Annotated in this window: 11 protein-coding genes; 10 read left to right on the top strand and 1 reads right to left on the bottom strand. The window is 70.6% G+C overall.

Annotated features, from left to right (window positions below; all coding sequences use genetic code 11):
* Nucleotides 1-116: 116 nt before the first annotated feature.
* From FHU28_RS09990 to FHU28_RS10035, 10 genes are all read left to right on the top strand, one after another.
* Nucleotides 117-10931 (top strand): LamG-like jellyroll fold domain-containing protein, encoded by a 10815-nt coding sequence (locus FHU28_RS09990; RefSeq protein ID WP_184683064.1) that lies wholly within the window; start codon nt 117-119, stop codon nt 10929-10931.
* Entirely contained in the window at nt 10928-11479 is a 552-nt protein-coding gene (locus FHU28_RS09995) for a hypothetical protein (protein ID WP_184683067.1), read from the top strand. Before FHU28_RS09990 ends, FHU28_RS09995 begins: the two co-directional genes overlap by 4 nt.
* A gap of 128 nt (nt 11480-11607) precedes the next feature.
* Complete coding sequence (locus FHU28_RS10000) at nt 11608-12687, top strand: hypothetical protein (protein ID WP_184683069.1); 1080 nt, start codon at nt 11608-11610, stop codon at nt 12685-12687.
* 353 nt (nt 12688-13040) lie between these two features.
* Complete coding sequence (gene rpsB / locus FHU28_RS10005; RefSeq protein WP_184683071.1) at nt 13041-13943, top strand: 30S ribosomal protein S2; 903 nt, start codon at nt 13041-13043, stop codon at nt 13941-13943.
* A gap of 127 nt (nt 13944-14070) precedes the next feature.
* Nucleotides 14071-14898 carry a translation elongation factor Ts gene (gene tsf / locus FHU28_RS10010; RefSeq protein WP_184683073.1) on the top strand — a complete coding sequence of 276 codons (828 nt, stop codon included), beginning with the start codon at nt 14071-14073 and terminating at the stop codon, nt 14896-14898.
* A 158-nt stretch (nt 14899-15056) separates the two neighbouring features.
* Nucleotides 15057-15824, top strand: coding sequence for a UMP kinase (gene pyrH / locus FHU28_RS10015; protein WP_221453160.1), 768 nt, complete (start codon nt 15057-15059; stop codon nt 15822-15824).
* A gap of 87 nt (nt 15825-15911) precedes the next feature.
* Complete coding sequence (frr, locus tag FHU28_RS10020; protein WP_184683075.1) at nt 15912-16469, top strand: ribosome recycling factor; 558 nt, start codon at nt 15912-15914, stop codon at nt 16467-16469.
* A gap of 252 nt (nt 16470-16721) precedes the next feature.
* The gene (locus tag FHU28_RS10025) at nt 16722-18026 is read left to right on the top strand and encodes a phosphatidate cytidylyltransferase (protein WP_184683077.1); all 1305 of its coding nucleotides are present in this window, start codon (nt 16722-16724) and stop codon (nt 18024-18026) included.
* A 104-nt stretch (nt 18027-18130) separates the two neighbouring features.
* Nucleotides 18131-19276 (top strand): dual-specificity RNA methyltransferase RlmN, encoded by a 1146-nt coding sequence (gene rlmN, locus FHU28_RS10030; RefSeq protein WP_184683079.1) that lies wholly within the window; start codon nt 18131-18133, stop codon nt 19274-19276.
* Nucleotides 19277-19298: 22 nt separating this feature from the next.
* Nucleotides 19299-20522 (top strand): DivIVA domain-containing protein, encoded by a 1224-nt coding sequence (locus FHU28_RS10035; RefSeq protein ID WP_184683081.1) that lies wholly within the window; start codon nt 19299-19301, stop codon nt 20520-20522.
* A gap of 75 nt (nt 20523-20597) precedes the next feature.
* Here FHU28_RS10035 and FHU28_RS10040 read toward each other — a convergent pair whose 3' ends face one another.
* Complete coding sequence (locus FHU28_RS10040; protein WP_073830336.1) at nt 20598-20822, bottom strand: hypothetical protein; 225 nt, start codon at nt 20820-20822, stop codon at nt 20598-20600.
* Between the last annotated feature and the right edge of the window lie 59 nt (nt 20823-20881).

Consider the following 20881-nt stretch of genomic DNA (forward strand, 5'->3'; position numbering starts at 1 on the left):
TGCTTTTTCAGAAAACGTCCAGGAAGCTTCCGCTGGGTTCGATTACCACGGGGGAGGCTGCCATGGGCGGTCAATACGATCCTGCCCTGCGCCCGACGGCGGCCAGGCAGATCTCTGTGCGAAGCGGCGTGCGCCGGGTCGCGACAGTGCTGATCCTGGCGCTGGCGCTGCTCACCGCAGCACCACGTGAGCCGCTGCCGCCGGCCGCCGGAAACGGATGGCCGACCAGTTGGCTCACCGACATGCTGTCGCTGCGTCCGTCGTGGGGCGCCGAGCCGCCCACCCCGAAGCAGAAAGCGGGCCGGGCGCCCGGCGGGCACTACGTCGCCGCGGCGCGCGACCGCGCCCGGCCCAGCGGCGAGCGGGCCAAGGGGGAGCTGCCCCGCTTCCAGCCCCACCGGCCGGCCGGACAGGTGCGCCAGACCGGTCCCGGACGGCAGGGTTATCAGCCCCGCACCAGCAAGCGGTTGCCTGCGGCGTCGACCACCACGTCAGACGTCTTCCAGAACGCCGACGGGTCGGTCACCCGGCGCGTCTACCAGCGGCCGGTCAACTGGCGCGACGCCGACGGCACCTGGCGCTCCATCGACCCGGCGATCGTCCGGCGGCCCGACGGGCGCTTCAGCGTCAAGGCGCATCCTCTCGGTGTCACCTTCGCCGCCTCCGGTGAGCCCGGGCAACCCCTGGTCGACCTGACGCTCGACGACGATCGCAGCCTCGGCTTCGACCTGGCCGGCGCCGTTGCGCCCACCGCCCGGGTGAACGGCAACGAACTCACCTACGAACGCGCGTTGCCGGACGTGGACGTCACGATGGCCGTGACCGGAACCGACGTCAAGGAAACGCTGGTCCTGCACTCGGCGAAGGCGCCGACCGAGTACGTCTACCCGTTGCGCCTGCGTGGGTTGACCGCCGGTATCGACGACGACGGCGACGCGGTGTTCCTCCGGGCGGACGGCACCGAGGCGGCCCGGATGCCGGTCGGCTACCTGGAGGACGCGAGCGTGGACGCGTCCGGCACGGGTGCGATCTCGCACTCGGTGCGCTACACCCTCGTCCCGCACGGCACCGGGCAGGCGCTGAAGGTCACGATCGACGGCGCGTGGCTGCGCGACCCGAAGCGGAAGTTCCCGGTGCTGCTCGACCCGTCCACCGGCACGATCAAGACGGCGACCGGTGACACGTACGTGCAGTCCGACGTCACGGAGACCCAGCGCTCCGGTGAGGATAATGTGGCCGCCGGCACCTTCGACGGCACCGCCACCGGCAAGGCGCGGGCCCTGCTGCCGTTCTCGACCTTCGGCAGCACCTACGCGGGCAAGAGGCTCAGCGCGGCCGACCTGAACATCTTCATGAGCTACCAGGGCGTCGGCACCGGCTGTGTCGCCCGCCGGTTCGACGTCTACCGGGTGACGCAGAACTGGGCCGCCTCCACCGTCAAGTTCGGCACGTTCCCCACCCTGTCCGCCTCGATCGGCAACGCCTCACCCTCGAACACGGCTGCCTGCGGGAACACCGCCAAGACCCGGAACGTGGGCACGTGGGTCTCGGTGCCGCTGAACGCCACCGAGGTCAACGAGTGGGTGACCGGCGCCGGCACCTACGGGCTGGCGATCAAGGCCAGCGAGACCGACTCCACGGCCTGGAAGCGGTTCACCTCGGCGAACTCGCCGTTGAACTGCGCGCACTCCACGTACGGCACGATCTCCTGTACGCCGTTCATCGACGTCACCTACACCGACAACGTCGCGCCGCAGATCGACGTGCGGTACCCGGCGGACAACTACACGGTCTCCACGCTGACCCCGGAGCTGGCCGCGAGCGGCCGTGACTCGGATGCCTGGCCGAACAAGGGGCTGCGCTACACGTTCGTGGTCAAGGATTCCGCCGGCACGCAGGTGGCTGCCTCCGGGTGGGTGACGAGCGGGGTGTGGAAGGTACCCGCCGGCGCGCTGTCCTGGGGCAAGACCTACACCTACACGGTCCAGGTCAGCGACTGGTCCTCCACGGCGCCTGCCACACCGGTGGCGTACGCGTTCACCACTGCCGTTCCGCAGCCGATGATCAGCGCGGACCTCGGTCAGAACGGCGGCAAGGGGTTCGAGCCGAGCACCGGCAACTACACCACCTCGGACAGCGACGCCGAGGTCGCCACCGCCGGTCCGGCGCTGTCGATCACCCGGGACTACAACAGCCGGGACGTACGGGCCGACAGCGCGTTCGGTCAGGGCTGGTCGTCGCTGCTGGACATGCAGGTGCGGGAGCAACCCGACGCCTCCGGCGCGGTGCAGACCGTCGCGGTCCGCTATCCCTCCGGTGAGGAGGTCGCGTTCGGGCGCAACGCGAACGGCGTCTTCGTCCCCCCGTCCGGCCGATTCTCGGTGTTCAAGCCGATCACCGGCGGCTACTCGCTGACCGACAAGGACGCCACCGCGTACGAGTTCACCCGCTCGGTCGGTGGTGGCGTCTACCGGCTGACCCGGATCGCCGACTCCTCCGGGCGCGCGGAGACCCTGCGGTACGACGCGAACGGGCTGGTCGACCTGCTCACCTCCGTCTCGTCCGGCCGGACGCTGGCGGTCAGCTGGTCGACCCCGGCCGACGCGGGGTATCCGCACGTCACGCAGGTGACCTCCGACCCGGTGACCGCCGGTGACACGGCCTCCCGTCTGACCTGGCGGTACAGCTACGACAAGGATCTGCTGAGGACGGTGTGCCCGCCGGGCACGACAACCGACTGCACCCGGTACGACTACACCACCTCCTCGCAGTACGAGGCGACCACGCTCAACGCCGGGCCGTACTCGTACTGGAGGCTGAACGAGCCGGCCGGCGCGACCAGCGCGATGAGCACGGTGCTGTCGAACGACGGCGCGGACAACGCCGCGTACACGAACGTCACTCTCGGCTCGCCGGGCCCGCTCGCGGGTTCGTCGGCGACGGCGGCCGGGTTCAACGGCACCACCTCCAGCGTGCAGTTGCGGCAGAAGGCGATCAACGAGGCGTCGTACCAGTCGGTCAGCCTCTGGTTCAAGACCAGCACGGCCGGTGGGGTGCTGCTCGGCTACTCCGACGATCTGGTCACGCCGGGCGCCACGACGACGAAGGCGTACGTCCCAGCGCTGTACATCGGTACCGACGGCAAGCTGCGCGGCGAGTACCTGGTGAGCCCGGCGTCGGCGATGGCCTCGGCGGCGGTGGTCACGGACGACCGCTGGCACCACGTGGTGCTCGCCGGCAACGGCGGCAGCCAGACGCTCTACCTCGACGGCTCGGTTGCCGGCACGCTGACCGGCGCCATCAACATGGCTTTCAGCGGCGTGCCGAACGTCTACGTCGGCGCCGGGTTCCTCGGCGGCGCGTGGCCCGCGCAGCCGAACACCACAGGTACGGCCTCGTTCTTCAACGGTTCCGTCGCCGAGGTGGCGATGTTCAACACCGCCGTGACCGCGAGCACCGTGACCGCGATGTGGAACAGCGGCCGCACGGCTGCCCCCTCGCTGTCGAAGATCACCAGCGAGGCCGGCCGGGTCCAGGCGCAGGTCACGTACGACCCGGTGTCCGGCCGGGTCAGCCAGGTCACTGACGAGAACGGCGGCACCTGGAAGATCGGTGTGCCGCAGGGCATCTCGTCCAGCCAGGGCTACGTCTCCGCAGTCCTCGGCACCCGCGCGCGCGACTACTTCCGCCTCGGTGACATCGACGCCCCGGCCCAGGCGGTGAACGAGGTCGTCGGCGGCTCGATGCAGTACCACAACGTCACGTTCGACACCTCGCAGCCGAACACCACGAGCCCGTTCCCGGACCGGTTCGGCGCGAGGTTCAACGGCACCTCGTCGTACCTCAGCGGCACCGGGAACACCGCTGTCGGCACCACGGACTACCCCGCCTCGGTGGAGATGTGGTTCCGGATCCCGGCCGGCACCACAAAGAGCGGCGTGCTGTACAGCATCGGGAGCACGCCCTCGGGGGAGTACAACGTTCCTGCGTTGTACGTCGGGTCGGACGGCGTGCTGCGCGGCGGCCTGGAGCAGTACCGGACCGGGATCACGATGACCTCGGGCAGCACCAAGGTCAACGACGGCAAGTGGCACCACGTCGTGCTGGGCAAGCACTGGCCCTATGCCCAGGCGCTCTACCTGGACAACAAGCTCGTGGCGAGCAAGACCGAGACGGCACAGGGGGTCGGCGGGCCGGCGTACATCGGCGTCGGCAACACCTCCGGGCTGGCCGGGTCGTCGGGAGCGACGAGCTACTTCACCGGTGAGATCGCCGAGTTCGCGTTCTACGACAAGCTGCTCACCGCCGCCCAGGTGAACGCGCACTACGAGGCGTCGAAGGCGGTCGGTTCGCCGACGGCGGACACCACCGGCCCGACCCTCACTCCGGTCTCCAAGGTGACCGTGACGGACCCGGGCAACAAGGTCTCCACCCGCTACTTCGACCTGGTCAACGGCAACCGGCTGATCGCCGAGACCGACGTGCTCGGCAACACCACGAGCTACGGCTACGACGTGGGCGGCTTCGCCTCCGTGGAGTACGACCCGCTGGGTCAACTCACCGAGTCCGGCAAGGACGTGCGGGGCAACACGATCCGCTCGACCACCTGCGCGCGACCGCACAACGACGAGCTCAGCGAGTGCGACACCACCTACTACAGCTTCTGGCCCGACGCGACCACCACCCAGCTCACGCCGGACGCGCGCAACGACCAGATCACCGACATCCGGGATCCGCGCTCGCGCAACGACAAGGACGAGCGCTACCGCACGAAGTTCACCTACGACACCGCCGGCAACCGCACCTCGATGGTGTCGCCACCGGTGGCCGACTTCCCGGCCGGTCGTACCGTGTCGATGACGTACACGACGGCTACCACGCCCGCCGTTGGCGGAGGCGTCACCCCGCCCGGACTGCCGCTCACCACCACCTCGGCCGCCGGGTCGGTCCAGCGGACCGACTACAACGCTGCCGGCGACGTCGTCAAGATCACCGATGCGGCAGGGCTGGTCACCGAGTTCGCGTACGACGGTCTCGGGCGTGCGATCAGCCGCAAGGTGATCTCGGACGCCTACCCGGCCGGGCTGGTCACCACGTTCCGCTACGACGCCGACGGGCAGGTGACGGAGTCCACCGAGCCGGCGGTGACCAACCGGGTGACCGGCGCGGTGCACACGCTGCGCACCGTCGACACGTTCGACGCCGACGGCAACGTGCTGACCCGCACCCAGCAGGACCTCACCGGCGGCGACGCCAGCCGGACCGTGACGAACAGCTACGACGAGCGCGGCCGGCTGGTCAAGGTGGTCGACCCGGTCGGCGTCGTCACGCTCCAGGAGTACGACGCCTACGGCAACCAGACCACCGAGACGACCTGTGACAGCAACCCCGCGCCGTCGTCTCCCTGCCCGAGCGGTGACGTGCTGCGCCGGCTGCGCACCACGTACGACGGCGAGGGGCAGGTCCTCACCGCCACGCTGACCGGCAAGGACGGCACCACCACGCAGATCCTGTCCCGCGCCTACTACGCCAACGGCGACCTGGCGTCCGAGACGGACGCGATGAACTGGACCACGAAGTACGACTACTACAGCGACGGCAAGCTGAAGAAGGTCAGCCGGACCGACGGCACCACCACGCAGGTGCTGGAGGAGAACACCTACGACGAGGCCGGCAACCTCGCCGTCAAGAAGGAGAACAACGGCGCCACCACCACCAGCTACCTCTACGACCCGGCCAGCCGGGTGATCTCGTCGAGGGTCAGCCCGGACGGTGTCGACCGGATCAGCACGTACGCCTACGACGGCGACGACCGCGTCACCGCGACGCGTACCATGTCGGGCGCGAAGCGCACGGTGCTGAGCACCACCCGCACCGGCTACGACCCGATGGGCCGGCCCACGTCGAGCAGCGTGGGCCGCAGCGCCGACAGCGGACCGGCGGGCTGGTGGAAGCTCGACGAGACCAGCTACGAGGACAATGCCGGCTTCCTCGCTCTACGCCCGTTCATCAGCTACGACTCCTCCCCGTCGCACAACGACATGGAGTTCCGCGCATCCGACGTGACCACGAGCGGCGGCGTGGCGACGTTCACCACCGCCGGATACATGCGGACCCCGAACAAGGTGCTGGACACCACGGCCTCGTACTCGGTGTCGGCCTGGGTCCGGGCCGGGAACCTGACCGCCACCCAGACCGCGCTCGGGCAGGGCGGCACCAAGAACGCCGCGTTCTCCCTCCAGTACAACAGCAGCCTCGCGAAGTGGGCGTTCAGCGCTCCGGCCACCGACGTCGCCTCGCCGTCGACCACCTATTCGGCGACCTCGGCGACCGCTGTCGCCGCGAACACCTGGGTGCACATGGTGGCGGTGTTCGACGCCGCGACCAAGCGGATGTCGCTGTACGTCAACAACGTCGCCGGCACCTCGGTCACCAACCCCACCCCGTTCGCCTCGGCCACCGGAATGACCATCGGTGGCAACTCGTGGAGCACCGGCGGCAGCACGTTCGTCGGTTCGGTCGACAACGTGCAGGCCTACCAGCGGGCGTTGTCGACCGCCGAGGTGTCCACCCTCTACAACGGCGGCAACGGCCGGACCGCGGCGGCGCTGTGGACCAACGAGATGACCACCGTCAACACGGTGGACAAGCGTGGTCTCACCACCGCGGTCAAGGATCCGCTCAACAACGTCACCAACTACGACTACGACGAGGCGGACCAGGCCGTCCAGACTGTCGCGCCCGCCGTCACCACCGAGTCGTACGGCGCCGAGACGGTCAACTCCCGCCCGGTCAGCCGAATCGGCTACAACACCTTCGGCGAGCAGGTCGAGGTGCAGGACCCGCTCGGCAACGTCACCCAGAGCCGGGTCGACGCGCTGGGCCGCCCGCACCAGATGATCCTGCCCGACTACACGCCGCCCGGCGGCGGTGCCCCGATCGTGGGCGCCCGCACCGTGACGACCTACGACAAGCTGGGCCAGGTCATCGCCAGCACCGATCCGCTCGACAAGACCACCGCCTTCGAGTACGACATGTTCGGCAACGTCACGAAGGTGACCGGGCCGACCGGCCGGTCCGCGACCGCGCTCTACGACAAGGTCGGTGACCTGCTCGAATCGGTCGACGCGACGGGCGCGAAGACCACCGCCACCTACGACATGCTCGGTCGCACGCTGACCAGCAGCGAGGTGGTCCGCCAACCCACCCCGGCCACCAACACCAGCGTCAACGACTACGGCACCGGCGCGTACGGCACCGGTCCCTGGCTGCAGAAGACCACCACCCCCGAGGGCGTGGTCACCTCGTACGGCTACAACTCCGCGGGTGAGACGATCAGCGTCAAGGACGGCGCGAACAACGTCACGCTGCTGGAGTACGACGGTCTCGGGCAGGTCGTCAAGACCACCAACCCGGACTCGACGAAGCAGGTCGTCACGTACGACGGCGCGGGCCGGCAGACCCGGGTGCAGCAGCTCGATCCGGCGAACGCGGTGCTCACCACCCAATCGGCGGGCTACGACGACAACGGCAACCTCACCTCGGCCACCGACGCCCGCACCACCACGACCACGTTCACGTACGACGCGATGGGGCGGATGACCGGCGAGACCCAGCCGACCACACCCACCACGTCGATCCAGACCTCGTTCGGCTACGACGCGGCCGGCAACCGCACCAGGTTCACAAACGGCCGGGCACTGGCGTTCTGGACCACGTACAACTCGTGGGGCAAGCCGGAGTCCCAGATCGAGCCGGCCACCCCGGCGTTCCCGGACGCGGCCGACCGCACCTTCAGCCTGGTCTACGACGCGGCCGGCCGGGTGACCGACCAGCTTGCGCCGGGCGGCGTGCGGGTGCACAACGACTACGACGACCTCGGCCGGCTGACCGGTCAGACCGGCAGCGGCGCCGAGGCGGCCACCGCGAGCCGCAGCTTCGACTACGACGACGCGGGCCGGATCACGTCGCTGTCGGTTCCCGCCGGCACCAACACCATCACGTACGACGACCGCGGCCTCCCGCTGTCCATCACCGGCCCGCAGGACAACGTCTCGTACGCGTACAACCGCGACGGCAACGTCACCTCGCGGAGCGACGCGGCCGGCGCCACCACGTTCGGCTACGACGGGGCGGGCCGGCTGCGGACCGCCGCCAACACCACGACGGGCGTCAACCTGACGGTCGGCTACAACGTCATGTCGCAGATCGCCACCATGACCTACGGGTCCGGCAACGTGCGGACGCTGGGCTACGACTACCTGCAACGGCTGAAGACCGACACGCTCAAGAACGCCGCGGGCACCACGACGCTGGCCTCCATCACGTACGGCTACGACAACAACGGCAACGAGACGTCGAAGGTGACCACCGGCTTCGCCGGGTCGGGTTCGAACACCTACACCTACGACCTGGCCGACCGGCTGACGTCCTGGAACAACGGCAGCACCACCATCGGGTACGCCTACGACGGCGCCGGCAACCGGACCCAAGCTGGCTCCCGGACCTTCACGTACGACGCCCGCAACCAACTGGCGACGGCCAGCGACGGCGTGACGTACGCCTACACCGCGCGGGGCACCCTCCGGCAGACGTCATCGGGGGGCGGCGTCCTCACCACAGTCGCGGACGCGTACGGACAGGTGCTGTCGCAGCAGTCCCCGACCGGAACCAGCACCTACTCCTACGACGCGCTCGGCCGGGCGATCCAGCCCGGTTTCCGCTACAGCGGGCTCGGCAACGACCTGGCCCAGGACTCCGGCACCACGTACACCCGCGGAACGAACGGCGAGTTGCTGGCCACCGGCGCCGGCAACGGCGCGAACTCGGTCTACACGTGGACCGACCAGCACGACGACGTGGTGGGGCAGTTCACCGCCACGGGCACGGCGCTGAGTGGCTCCCGGACCTACGACCCCCTGGGCAATGTCGTCGCCGGCGCCGGGTTGCTCGGCAACCTCGGCTACCAGTCCGAGTGGACCGACTCGGCCACGGGCCGGGTCAACATGCTGGCCCGCTGGTACAACCCGGCGACCGGGCAGTTCGACACCCGGGACACCGCCGCCAACGACCCCATGCCGGACTCCATCGCCGCGAACCGCTTCCAGTACGGCGACGGGAACCCGCTCACCACCACCGACCCGACCGGTCACTGGGGCCTGCCGAGTTGGAAGTCCGTCGTCAACGTGGTGACCCGCCCGGTCGCGGCCGCGCAACAGGTCGTCAACTACACCTACAAGGCAGCAGTCAACACGTACCGCGCGACCGTCAACACCTACCACTACGTCGCCTCGGGCAAAGCGTGGAAGGACGTCAAGAAGGGCGCCAAGAAGGTCCAGAAAAAGATCAAGAAGGCCGGCCGGGTGGCCTGGGACTCGACCAAACGCTGGGCGAAGAAGAAGGTCCAGAAGGTCGCCGACGCCTATAACGCCACGAAGAACTGTTTGAAGAAGGGCACCTCCAAGTGTGTGCGGGAGGCCGCCAAGAAGACGGTCAAACGCGCCGTGGCGAGCGTGAAATCCACAGTGGCGGCGATCAAGAAGGATCCCTGGAAGTTCGTCGCCACGGCAGCGGTGGCGATCGCCGCCACTGTCGCGGTCGGCGCGCTCTGCGCCACCGGGGTCGGCTGTCTCATCCTGGCCGGCGCGGTCGCCGGGGCCATGTCCTCCGGCGCCGGCTACATGGTCGACGTCTCCCGGGGTGACGAGGAGTTCTCCTGGAGCGGGCTCGCCGGCACCATGATCGAGGGTGGCCTGGACGGCGCGCTGTCGGCCGGCATCAGCAAGTTCACCGGCGGCGCGAGCAAGATGCTCGCCGGCGGGGCCAGCCGGGCCCCGGGTCTCGGCGGGAAGTTGCCGTCGCTGGGTCGCGGCAATGACCTGCACGGCGCGGGCGGACCGAACCCGGCCGCCCGGCCGCGCTCAGGCGCGAACTCCTCGTCCAGCAGGTCGGGCGAGGGGTGTCCCACCCCGCACAGCTTCGATCCGTCGACCCGGGTGCTGATGGCCGACGGGTCCAGCAAGGCGATCAAGGACGTCGCCCTGGGGGACAAGGTCGCGGCGACCGATCCCGAGGTCGGGCGGACGGCGGCGAAGCCGGTCACCGCCCTGCACCAGAACCGGGACCGTGACCTCACCGACGTCACCGTCAAGGACGGCACCGGCAAGACGACGGTGCTGAAGACCACGCAGCACCACCCGTTCTGGGACGCGACCGACAGCGCCTGGGTGGACGCCGCAAAGCTCGCCGTGGGCCACCGGCTGCTCGTCCACGACGACAAGCGGCTGGAGGGTGACGGCACGGGCGCCGGCATGGGTGGTGGCGGACCTGGACGCGAGGTCACCGTCGTCGCTGTCGACAACTTCGCCGGCGACGAGGAGATGCGTGACCTGACGGTCGCCGACATCCACACCTACTATGTGTTCGCCGACGAGACGCCGGTTCTCGTGCACAACTGCAACCGTGACTTCTACGACCACGGCGGCAGCGTCAAGTACGGGAAGCTCGACGGCCTCAACCGGCCCACGGGGGTCCACGCCTCGATCAACAAGGGGATGCTCGACACCGGTCAGCCGCCCAAGGGGTTGTCGATCACCGGCTTCCCGAAGGGCAAGGGCACTCTTCTCAACCTGGGTCGGGGCCACCTGCTCGCCGACCGGCTCGGGGGCAAGCGAAACAAGCACAACCTGGTGCCGTTGACGCAGGACCCGGTCAACTCGCCGATCATGCGCGACGGCATCGAGCAGGCCATCTACGACGCGGTCAACGGCGGCCAGACGGTCCAGTACAATGTTGTCCCGAAGTACGACGGTGATTCGCTCATTCCGCGGGCTCTGGAAATCAGCGCCTATGGAAGCGGTGGTTTACGAATCGATCCGTTTGAAATCAAGAATCCGGCCGGAATGTTTGGCGTTGGGGATGAGGACTGGTGACCGAGTTCCAGGAGTTGCTGGCGGCCGTCCCGCCGCCGGCAGGTCGCTCGTCCCGCTTCGACCAATGGGATGAACTCGACCGTCGGCTGGGTTTCGCCGTGCCGCAGGACTACAGGTTGGTCATCGACGCCTACGGCCCGGGCTGCTTCGATGGCTATCTGCACGTGCTGCAGCCCAAATCCCCGTTCGAGCCCATCCGTTTGGGCTCATTCGGTGCGCAGTACCGGGAGCGGATACGAGCTCAGATCGAAACGGGGAGAGTGATTCCGCACGCTCCTGACCGGCTTCAACCGGTTGCTCGCACCGAAGACGGTGACGTCGTCTCATGGGTGGTGGCGTCAGCCGGAGAATCGGACTCCTGGAGTTTGGCGATCAACAACTCAAGTCGCTCGGAATGGTTGAGCTTCGAGGGTGGTATCGCATCGTTTCTTCACGCAGTGTTTGTCGGCGGGCTGCGGCTGCCCTTCTTTCCCGAAGGATTTCCGTCGAGCAGTCCGGTCTTCGAGACGTATCCCTCGGTGGAGGAAGTCCGGTCTCTGGTCCAGTAGTCGACACCACCGCGTCGCTGATGCTCGCCCGCCGCCGCTGTGCCCCGGCGGCAGCCTGCGGGCGTCCCGCTGAGCTGGGCTGACGGCCGAGGTGACCCGAATGGCGCGGCTGGAGCCGGTCGCATACCGTGCCCGTCGTGGACGGACGACGGAGCTATCCCGAGGATGAGCAGGGGTCGCGATGGGGCGACCGCGGATACGAGTCGGACTGGCGCGCCGCGGGTGAGCCCCGCTACCGCGACGACGACTACCGCACGCCGGAGCAGCGCGCCGGTGAGAGCCGGTACGCCGAGCCGGGCCGGTACTCCGCCGCCGACCCGCTGGTGGACGACACGAGCAGCTGGCGGTCGCAGCGCCCGGACGACCCGGAGGTCTCCGGTGAGCTGCCCGGGACGCGCGCCGGCCGGCGCGCGGCGCGCGAGTCGGCGACCCCGCTCGGTGGGGACGACCCACTCGCTGCGGTGTCCCGCAGCGGTGTGGACGCGCTCGGTACCGCCGCGCACGGCAACCCGCTGAGCACGGTGCCGGCGAGCCCGCTCGGCGCCCCGGCCTCCGACGACGCGTCCCGTACCGGCGGCGACCCGTACGGCCTGGCCGCTCACAACGCCGACCCGCGCGGCGGCGGTAACGCGCTGGCCCTCGGCGCCGCTGCCGGCCAGGCTCGTCCGGGACCGCTCGGCGGTTACCCGATCGTGGACACCGGCCGTTCGGGCGAGCCGCCGGCGACCGGTGGGGCGGACCCGTCGGCCGCGGCGCGGCTCAATCCCGGCGAGGCGACTCCGCTGCGGATCGGTGAGCGCCCGGCTGGTCCGGCCGAGCCGGCGGCGACCCCGAACCCGCTGGAGATGCCGACCGGCCCGATGCCGGCACTCATGCCCCGACCGGACGGTCCGCCGCCCGGTGACGGCGTGTACCGGACCCGGCGTCCGGCGCTCGCGGTGCTGCTGGCGGTGATGGTGCTGGTGCTGGAGGTGCCGGCGGTGCGGGTGTTGCTGCACGGCCTGTTCGGCGACCCGGTGTCGACGTCGCACGTGGTGGTGGGCATGTTCCTGGTGGTCGGGCTGCCGATCTTCGGCACCGGCCTGTACGGGCTGCGTACCGGCGGGCTGGCGCTCGCTGACGGCAGCCGGGGCTGGTTGCGCCCGCCGACTGCCTACCTGACCGTCGGGCTGGTCCTCTTCCTCGCCGCCGCCCTCGCGGCGGGCTGAGCGAGGGAAAGCCCACCGACCCGAGTACGCCGGAGTGGCGGTGTCACCGACAGGTTGACGCCGCCACTTCGCCGTACTGGCGTCGATCAAGGCCGCGCTGGAGTCGATCAAGGAGTCGACCAAGCCGGCCTCCTGCACCCGTGGGCCGTGCGGCGGACAGGGCGCGTACACTGGTCGACTGGCGACCGCCTCGCGCGGTCGACCTCGCGCGCCCTCTCCACGGTCTCCTCCGTGGGGCGACGGTCTCCCTGGTCCCGGTTCTTCATCCGGGCCCACCCAGGCCGGCGATCGGGCGCCAGGCGTCCGGTCGCCGACCGGACGGACAACCAGGGACAAAGTAGGAGTAACCCACCATGGCCGTCGTGACCATGCGTCAGCTGCTGGAAAGCGGTGTGCACTTCGGGCACCAGACCCGGCGCTGGAACCCGAAGATGAAGCGCTTCATCTTCACCGAGCGCAACGGTATCTACATCATCGACCTGCGCCAGACGCTCGACTACATCGAGAAGGCGTACGAGTTCGTGCGCACCACCGTCGCGGGTGGCGGCAGCATCCTGTTCGTCGGCACCAAGAAGCAGGCCCAGGAGGCCATCGCCGAGCAGGCGACCCGGGTCGGCCAGCCGTACGTCAACCACCGCTGGCTCGGTGGCATGCTGACCAACTTCCAGACCGTGTACAAGCGGCTGCAGCGGATGAAGGAGCTGGAGGCCCTGGGTGACCTGAGCGGCACCGCCGCCGGTTACACCAAGAAGGAGACGCTCCAGCTCTCCCGCGAGAAGATCAAGCTCACCAAGACCCTCGGTGGTCTGCGGGACATGCAGAAGCTCCCGGCCGCGGTCTGGATCGTCGACACCAAGAAGGAGCACATCGCCGTCGACGAGGCCCGCAAGCTGGGCATCCCGGTGATCGCCGTGCTCGACACCAACTGCGACCCGGACGAGGTCGACTTCCCGATCCCGGGCAACGACGACGCCATCCGCTCGGCCGAGCTGCTGACCAGGGTCGTCGCCGCTGCCGTCGCCGACGGTCTGATCGCCCGCTCCGGCCGTAACCGGGGCGCGGACGAGAAGCCCGAGGCCGGCCAGGTCGCCGCCGACGAGCCGCTGGCCGAGTGGGAGCGCGAGCTGCTCGAGGAGCCGAAGAAGGCCGACGAGCAGCCCGCCGCCGCGCAGCCGGCGCCCGCCGCCGAGCAGCCCGCCGCCGAGCAGCCGGCACCCGCCGCTGCCGAGCAGCCGGCGACCGCCGCCGCGGAGTGATCTCGCCGTCGCGTCCCCACCGTCCGGATCCCCGGCGGTGGGGCGCGACGGGTACGCCGGGTCAGCACCGGCCCGGAACCGGGTAACCAGCACCCCAGACCACCTCACTGACACCGAAGAGAGAGTCATGTCCAACTTCACCGCCGCGGACGTCAAGAAGCTCCGCGACCTCACCGGCGCCGGCATGATGGACTCCAAGAAGGCGCTGACGGAGGCCGAGGGCGACTTCGACAAGGCCGTCGAGATCCTGCGCGTCAAGGGCGCCAAGGACGTCGGCAAGCGGGCCGGCCGCACCGCCGCCAACGGGCTCGTCGCCCACTCCGGCCAGGCGCTGCTCGAGCTCAACTGCGAGACGGACTTCGTCGCCAAGAACGACGCCTTCATCGCGCTGGCCCAGCAGCTCGTCGAGCACGGCGTGACCAGCGGCGCCACCAACGCCGAGGAGCTGCTCGCCAGCAGCATCGACGGCAAGAGCGTGGCCGACCTGATCCAGGAGCAGTCCGCCAAGATCGGCGAGAAGCTGGTGCTCAACCGCTTCGCCAAGCTCGACGGCACCACCGCTGTCTACATGCACCGCAAGAGCCAGGACCTGCCCCCGGCGGTCGGCGTGCTCGTGGAGTTCACCGGTAAGACCGACGAGGCGGCGGACGCCGACGCGCGCGCCGTGGCCATGCAGATCGCCGCGATGCGGCCGAAGTACCTCACCCGCGACGAGGTGCCGGCCGAGACCGTCGAGTCGGAGCGGCGCATCGCCGAGCAGACCGCCCGCGAGGAGAACAAGCCCGAGGCGGCGCTGCCGAAGATCGTCGAGGGCCGGGTCAACGCCTTCTTCAAGGACTTCGTCCTGCTGGAGCAGGCGTCGGTCGCCGACAACAAGAAGACCGTCAAGCAGGTGCTGGCCGACGCCGGCATCGAGGTGACCCGCTTCCTGCGGTTCGAGGTCGGCCAGGCCTGAGCCGCCGCGCCGGGCCTTCCGGGCCCGGGCACAGGGGAGAACGTCGACGAGGAGGCCGCCGGTGTACGCGACAGGCACCGCGGCCTCCTCGTCACATAGGGTCGGCAAGGGCACGTACGCGACGCTCGCGCGATGCGCGGGGAGAAGGGGCGGGGCGGATGACGCAGGTTGTGAGTGACCGGAGCCTGGCGATGGAGGATCCGACCGCGCCTCCTCCCGGTCGGTCCCGCCGGGTGGTGCTGAAGCTCTCCGGTGAGGTCTTCGGCGGCGGCGCGATCGGCGTCGACCCCGACGTCGTGCAGGGCATCGCCCGGCAGATCGCCACAGTGGTACGCCGCGGCGTGCAGGTCTCGGTGGTGGTCGGCGGCGGCAACTTCTTCCGCGGCGCCGAGCTGCAGAAGCGGGGCATGGACCGGGCCCGCGCCGACTACATGGGCATGCTCGGCACGGTCATGAACTGCCTGGCTCTTCAGGACTTCCTGGAGAAGGAGGGCATCGAGACCCGGGTGCAGACGGCGATCACCATGGCCCAGGTCGCCGAGCCGTACATCCCGCTGCGGGCGATCCGGCACCTGGAGAAGGGCCGCGTGGTCATCTTCGGCGCGGGCGCCGGCATGCCGTACTTCTCCACCGACACCGTGGCCGCCCAGCGGGCGCTGGAGATCCGCGCGGACGTGGTGCTGATGAGCAAGAACGGCGTGGACGCGGTGTACACCGCCGACCCCCGGATCGACCCGACCGCGAGCAAGCTCGACTCGATCACCTTCTCCGAGGTGCTGCGCCGCAACCTGCGGGTGGCGGACGCCGCGGCGTTCAGCCTCTGCATGGAGAACGGCCTGCCGATGCTGGTCTTCGGCGCCCAGGGCGACGACACCATCGTCCGGGCCGTCACCGGTGAGAAGATCGGCACCCTGATCACCGCCTGACCGGCCCGCCGGATCGACAAGCGGTCCCTCTGCCACGGCGGCACCCGCACTACCCACGACGAGCGACAGAAGGAGGCGAGGAGACCGGTGATCGACGACACCCTCCTCGAGGCGGAGGAGAAGATGGAGCGTGCCACCGAGCACGCCAAGGAGGAGTTCGGCGGGATCCGTACCGGTCGCGCCAACGCCGCCATGTTCTCCCGGATCGTCATCGACTACTACGGCAGCCCGACCCCGCTGCCGCAGATGGCCTCCATCGCGGTGCCCGAGCCCCGCATGGTGATCATCAAGCCGTACGACAACTCGCAGCTGGGCGCCATGGAGAAGGCGATCCGCGACTCGGACCTCGGGGCCAACCCGAACAACGAGGGCAACCAGCTCCGCATCGTCCTGCCGCAGATGACCGAGGAGCGGCGCCGGGAGATGATCAAGGTCGCCCGGCAGAAGGGCGAGGAGGCCAAGGTCGCCGTCCGCAACATCCGCCGCAAGGCCAAGGAAGAGCTGGACCGCCTGGTCAAGGACGGCGAGGTCGGCGAGGACGAGGGCCGGCGCGCGGAGAAGGAACTGGACGACCTGACCCACCGTTTCGTCGCAGGAGTCGACGAGCTGGTCAAGCACAAGGAGAGCGAGCTGCTCGAAGTCTGAGCGCGCGCGTACCCCGCACGGCACCGCCGCCGTCGCCCGCACGGGCGGCGGCCCGGTGCCGTCGTCGTGCCCGGCGGCGCACACCCTCAGGGCTCCGGCGGGTGCAGTAGGCTCGGCACGATTCCCGACCACCACGGGGTGAACGGCGGGGGTCGCCCGGCCGTCGGTCGGTCAACAGGAAGTCTCACGCCGGTAGGGGATGGTTTTGGTCTTGCGTCATGTGGTGGCTCTCGTACCGGCTGCCGGTGCGTGATGTCCCACCCCGACCCCTACGGCAGCACCGAGCCGCGTGGCTGGGACCGTCCGGCCCCCGCCCTGCCCTGGCCGGACACCGACCTGGAACCCGGCCCCTGGCGGCCCGGTCCGGCGGCGCCTGCCCACCCCGCCGAGCCGGACACCTACACCGGCCCGGACGCGTACGACACGTACGCCGGCCCCGACAACACGTACGCCGGGCCGTACCCGACGACGTCGCGGCACAACGACGGACCGGGCCGGTACGACGGACCGCAGGCCGGCGACCGCGGCCGGCCCGGCGGGCCGGAGCACAGCGGCCCGGGGGGTGAGCCGGTCCGCGACGACGAGTACCCGACCGCGCAGATCGCGCCGGTGCGCGACGAGCCCACCGACCAGATCCCGGCGGTACGCGACGAGCCCGAGCCCGAGCCAAAAACCGGCCGACGGGGCCGGGGACGGCGGCGGGCGAGCGCGGAGCGACCGCCGACCGTCGTGCCGAAGACGTCCCGGGCGGGGCGCAACCTGCCGGCCGCGATCGGCGTCGGGGTGGCCCTCGGCGCTGCGGTGGTGGTGCCGCTGTTCTTCTTCATGCCGGCGTTCCTCGCCGTGCTCGCGACAGCGGTCGGGATCGGCATCTGGGAGATGGCCCGGGCGGTACGCCGCAGCGGCGCCCACCCGCCGCTGGCGCCGCTGGTCGCCGGCGGCGTGATCATGGTGGGCCTGGCCTGGTTCGCCGGCCCGGACGCGCTCTGCCTCGGCCTGCTGGTCACGGTGCTGGGCACGATGATCTGGCGGCTGGGTGACGGGCCGGGCAACTACCAGCGCGACCTCACCGCGGCCACCCTGATCGCGGTGTACGTGCCGTTCCTCGCCGGGTTCGCGGCCATGCTCGCGGCGGCGCCGGGCGACGGGCACCTGCGGGTGCTCGTGACGCTGGTCGCGGTGGTGCTCTCCGACACCGGCGGGTACGCGGCCGGGGTGACGTTCGGCAAGCACCCGATGGCGCCCACGATCAGCCCGAAGAAGTCCTGGGAGGGCTTCGCCGGCTCGGTGGCCGCCGCGGGGGCGGGCAGCGCGGCGCTGCTGTGGGCGTTGTTCGACGTGGCGCCCTGGTGGGGCGCGCTGTTCGGGATGGCGATCTCGGTCTCCGCGGTGCTCGGCGACCTCGCCGAGTCGATGATCAAGCGGGATCTCGGCGTCAAGGACATGAGCAACCTGCTGCCCGGGCACGGCGGTCTGATGGACCGGCTCGACTCGGTCCTGTTCGCGGTGCCGGTGGCCTACCTGCTGCTCGCCGTGTTCGTCCCGGTGGTGAACTGAGGCATGCGTCACGGCGGCGACCTGTGGCGGGCCGGGCGGCCGGGGGCGATTCGACACGTACGGACGGGTGCGTCCGGGCGGGAGCGTGTCAGACTGGACGCGCCATGACGAGTCTCCCGCTGATCTCCGTAGACCCCGACGCCCGCGGCCGCCGACCCTCGATGCCCCCGCGCCACCTCGCCGACCTGGACCTGCCCGGCCGGCAGGCGCTCGTCACCGAGCTGGGCGAGCCGGCGTTCCGCGCCAAGCAGGTCTCCAACCACTACTTCGGCCGCCTCGTGCGCGACCCGGAGCGGATGACCGACCTGCCGGCGGCGACCCGGGAGCGGCTGGCCGGCACGCTGCTGCCCACCCTGCTCACCCCGGTACGCGAGCTGGCCTGTGACGACGGCGCGACCCGCAAGGCGCTCTGGCGGCTGCACGACGGCTCGCTCGTGGAGAGCGTGCTGATGGGCTACCCGGACCGGGTGACCGTCTGCATCTCCAGCCAGGCCGGCTGCGGCATGGCCTGCCCGTTCTGCGCGACCGGCCAGGCCGGGCTGACCCGCAACCTGTCCACCGCGGAGATCGTCGACCAGGCGGTCTACCTGGCCGGGGTGGCCGCGTCCGGCGCGGTGGCCGGCTCGCCGCCGCGGCTGTCGCACGTGGTGTTCATGGGCATGGGCGAGCCGCTGGCCAACTACTCGCGGGTGGTGGCGGCGATCCGCCGGCTGGTCGCTCCGGCGCCGGAGGGTCTGGGCCTGTCGCAGCGGCACATCACCGTCTCCACTGTCGGGCTGGTCCCGGCGATCCGGCGACTGGCCAGCGAAGACCTCTCCGTGACCCTTGCGTTGTCGCTGCACGCCCCCGATGATGAGCTGCGCGACGAACTCGTCCCGGTCAACCAGCGCTGGAAGGTGTCCGAGGTGCTGGACGCGGCGTGGGACTACGCGGCCACGACGGGGCGTCGCGTGTCCATCGAATACGCGATGATCAAGGACGTGAACGACCAGCCGTGGAGAGCAGATCTGCTCGGGCGGCTGTTGGCCGGCAAGCTGGCCCACGTGAACCTGATCCCGCTCAACCCGACTCCGGGCAGCCGCTGGGACGCCAGCCCGAAGCCGGTCGAGCGGGAGTTCGTCCGGCGGTTGCGCGACGCCGGGGTGTCGACCACCGTGCGGGACACCCGGGGGCGCGAGATCGACGGGGCGTGTGGCCAACTCGCCGCCGCCGGGGACACGGACGGCGACTCACGCGCGGCAACGGCGTAGCGGTACGAGACCAGGAGACATAGTGGCGAGTCAGGGTCAGCGTTTCCGGCGTAAGGCGCTCCGCCGGGGATACAAGGTCGACGAGGTCGACGCCTTCCTGGACCGGGTCGAGGCGACACTCGCCGGTCAGCCGGTCGGCGCGCCCGTGGCCTCCCAGGAGGTCCACGACGTCGTCTTCCGGGTCCGCTTCAACGGCTACGACGAGTGGCAGGTGGACCTGCACCTCGACCGGGTCGAGCGGCAGCTCGCCGAGCTGGAGGAGCGCGGTGGCGCCCCCGCCGGGCGCGGTGGCGACCCCCGGGTGGCCGACCGGCTCGGCCCGCCGATGCGCGACGACCGGGGCATGTCGCCGGTGCCGCAGCCGCCGATGCCGCCCCGGCAGATGCCGGCCCAGCCCGGCCCGCCCGCCGACCGCTACGCCAGCCGCTACGACGAGCCGACCGGCGCGTTCGCCGGCGGGTACGACGGTCCGCGCGGTGGCTACGACGGCCCGCGTGGCCCGGGCGGCCCCGGCCCGATGGGTCCGGGCGCGCCGATCGGGCACGGCGGCCCGCCGCCGCGCGGCCTGCCGCCCGGCCCTGGCGGCTACGGCCAGGACACCGGTCCGGGCGGCTACGGCCAGGACGGCGGCCCTGGCGGGTACGGCCAGGACAGCGGTCCGGGCGGCTACGGCCAGGACAGCAGTCCCGGCGGGTACGGCCAGGACAGCGGTCCCGGCGGGTACGGCCAGGAGGAGCGCTTCGACGGCTTCGAGGCGGGTCGGCGCGGGCGTGCCGACATGACCGCCGAGATCCGCATGCCCGAGCGTGAGCTGCGCGGTCGTGGCCCCGGTGGCCCGCCGGCACTGCCGCAGCAGGGTTACGGCGCGCCGGAGCCCGGTTACGGGCCGCCGGACCAGGGCTACGGCCCCGGCCCTTCGATGACCGGCCCGCCGCTGGTGACCCCACCGGTCGCCGGCCCGCCCATGGTGGGACCGCCGATGGCCGGCCCGCCCGGCAGCGACCTCTACCGGGTCGACCAGATCCGGCGCAGCTTCCAGGTCCGCCGGTTCGGCAGCGGGTACGACCCGGACCAGGTCGACCGGTTCTTCGACACGCTGCTCGGCGGCATGCAGGGCCGCAACCCGATGCCGGTGAACCCGAAGGAACTCGACACGCTGCGCTTCGGGCTGGTGCCCGGCGGCTACTTCGAAGCCGAGGTCGACGCCGCGCTCAAGGACGTGCAGGACATCCTGCTCGGCCGCTGACCCGCCCGGTCACCCGACGACGAAGGGCCCACCCCGCGAGGGGTGGGCCCTTCCGCGTACCGTGGGCGCCGCGCGTCAGGACCGCAGGCCGTTGCGGCGCAGCACGGCGTCGCCGATGACGATGGCGATCAGCAGCCCGGCGATCCCGAACAGCCAGATGTGCTCCACCCGGCCCTCCTCGATCCCGCAGAACGCCATCAGAACCAAGACCAGCGCCGACAGCACCGCGCCGATCCGTCCGGACTTGCGGTGCCCGGGCTTGTGCTGATCTGGCGCGGTTACCGGCTCGTCTCCTGCCACTGTCGGTCCTTCCCTCGCGATCGGATCTCCGATCAGTCTGGCACGCCCCCAACCGGCCC

Origin of the sequence: Micromonospora echinospora (assembly GCF_014203425.1) — a bacterium.
GTDB lineage: Bacteria > Actinomycetota > Actinomycetes > Mycobacteriales > Micromonosporaceae > Micromonospora > Micromonospora echinospora_A.

Coding starts and splice junctions, on each gene's coding strand:
- rpsB (WP_184683071.1), top strand. CDS start 13,041: ATGGCCGTCGTGACCATGCGTCAGCTGCTGGAAAGCGGTGTGCACTTC.
- tsf (WP_184683073.1), top strand. CDS start 14,071: ATGTCCAACTTCACCGCCGCGGACGTCAAGAAGCTCCGCGACCTCACC.
- pyrH (WP_221453160.1), top strand. CDS start 15,057: ATGACGCAGGTTGTGAGTGACCGGAGCCTGGCGATGGAGGATCCGACC.
- FHU28_RS10025 (WP_184683077.1), top strand. CDS start 16,722: ATGTCCCACCCCGACCCCTACGGCAGCACCGAGCCGCGTGGCTGGGAC.
- rlmN (WP_184683079.1), top strand. CDS start 18,131: ATGACGAGTCTCCCGCTGATCTCCGTAGACCCCGACGCCCGCGGCCGC.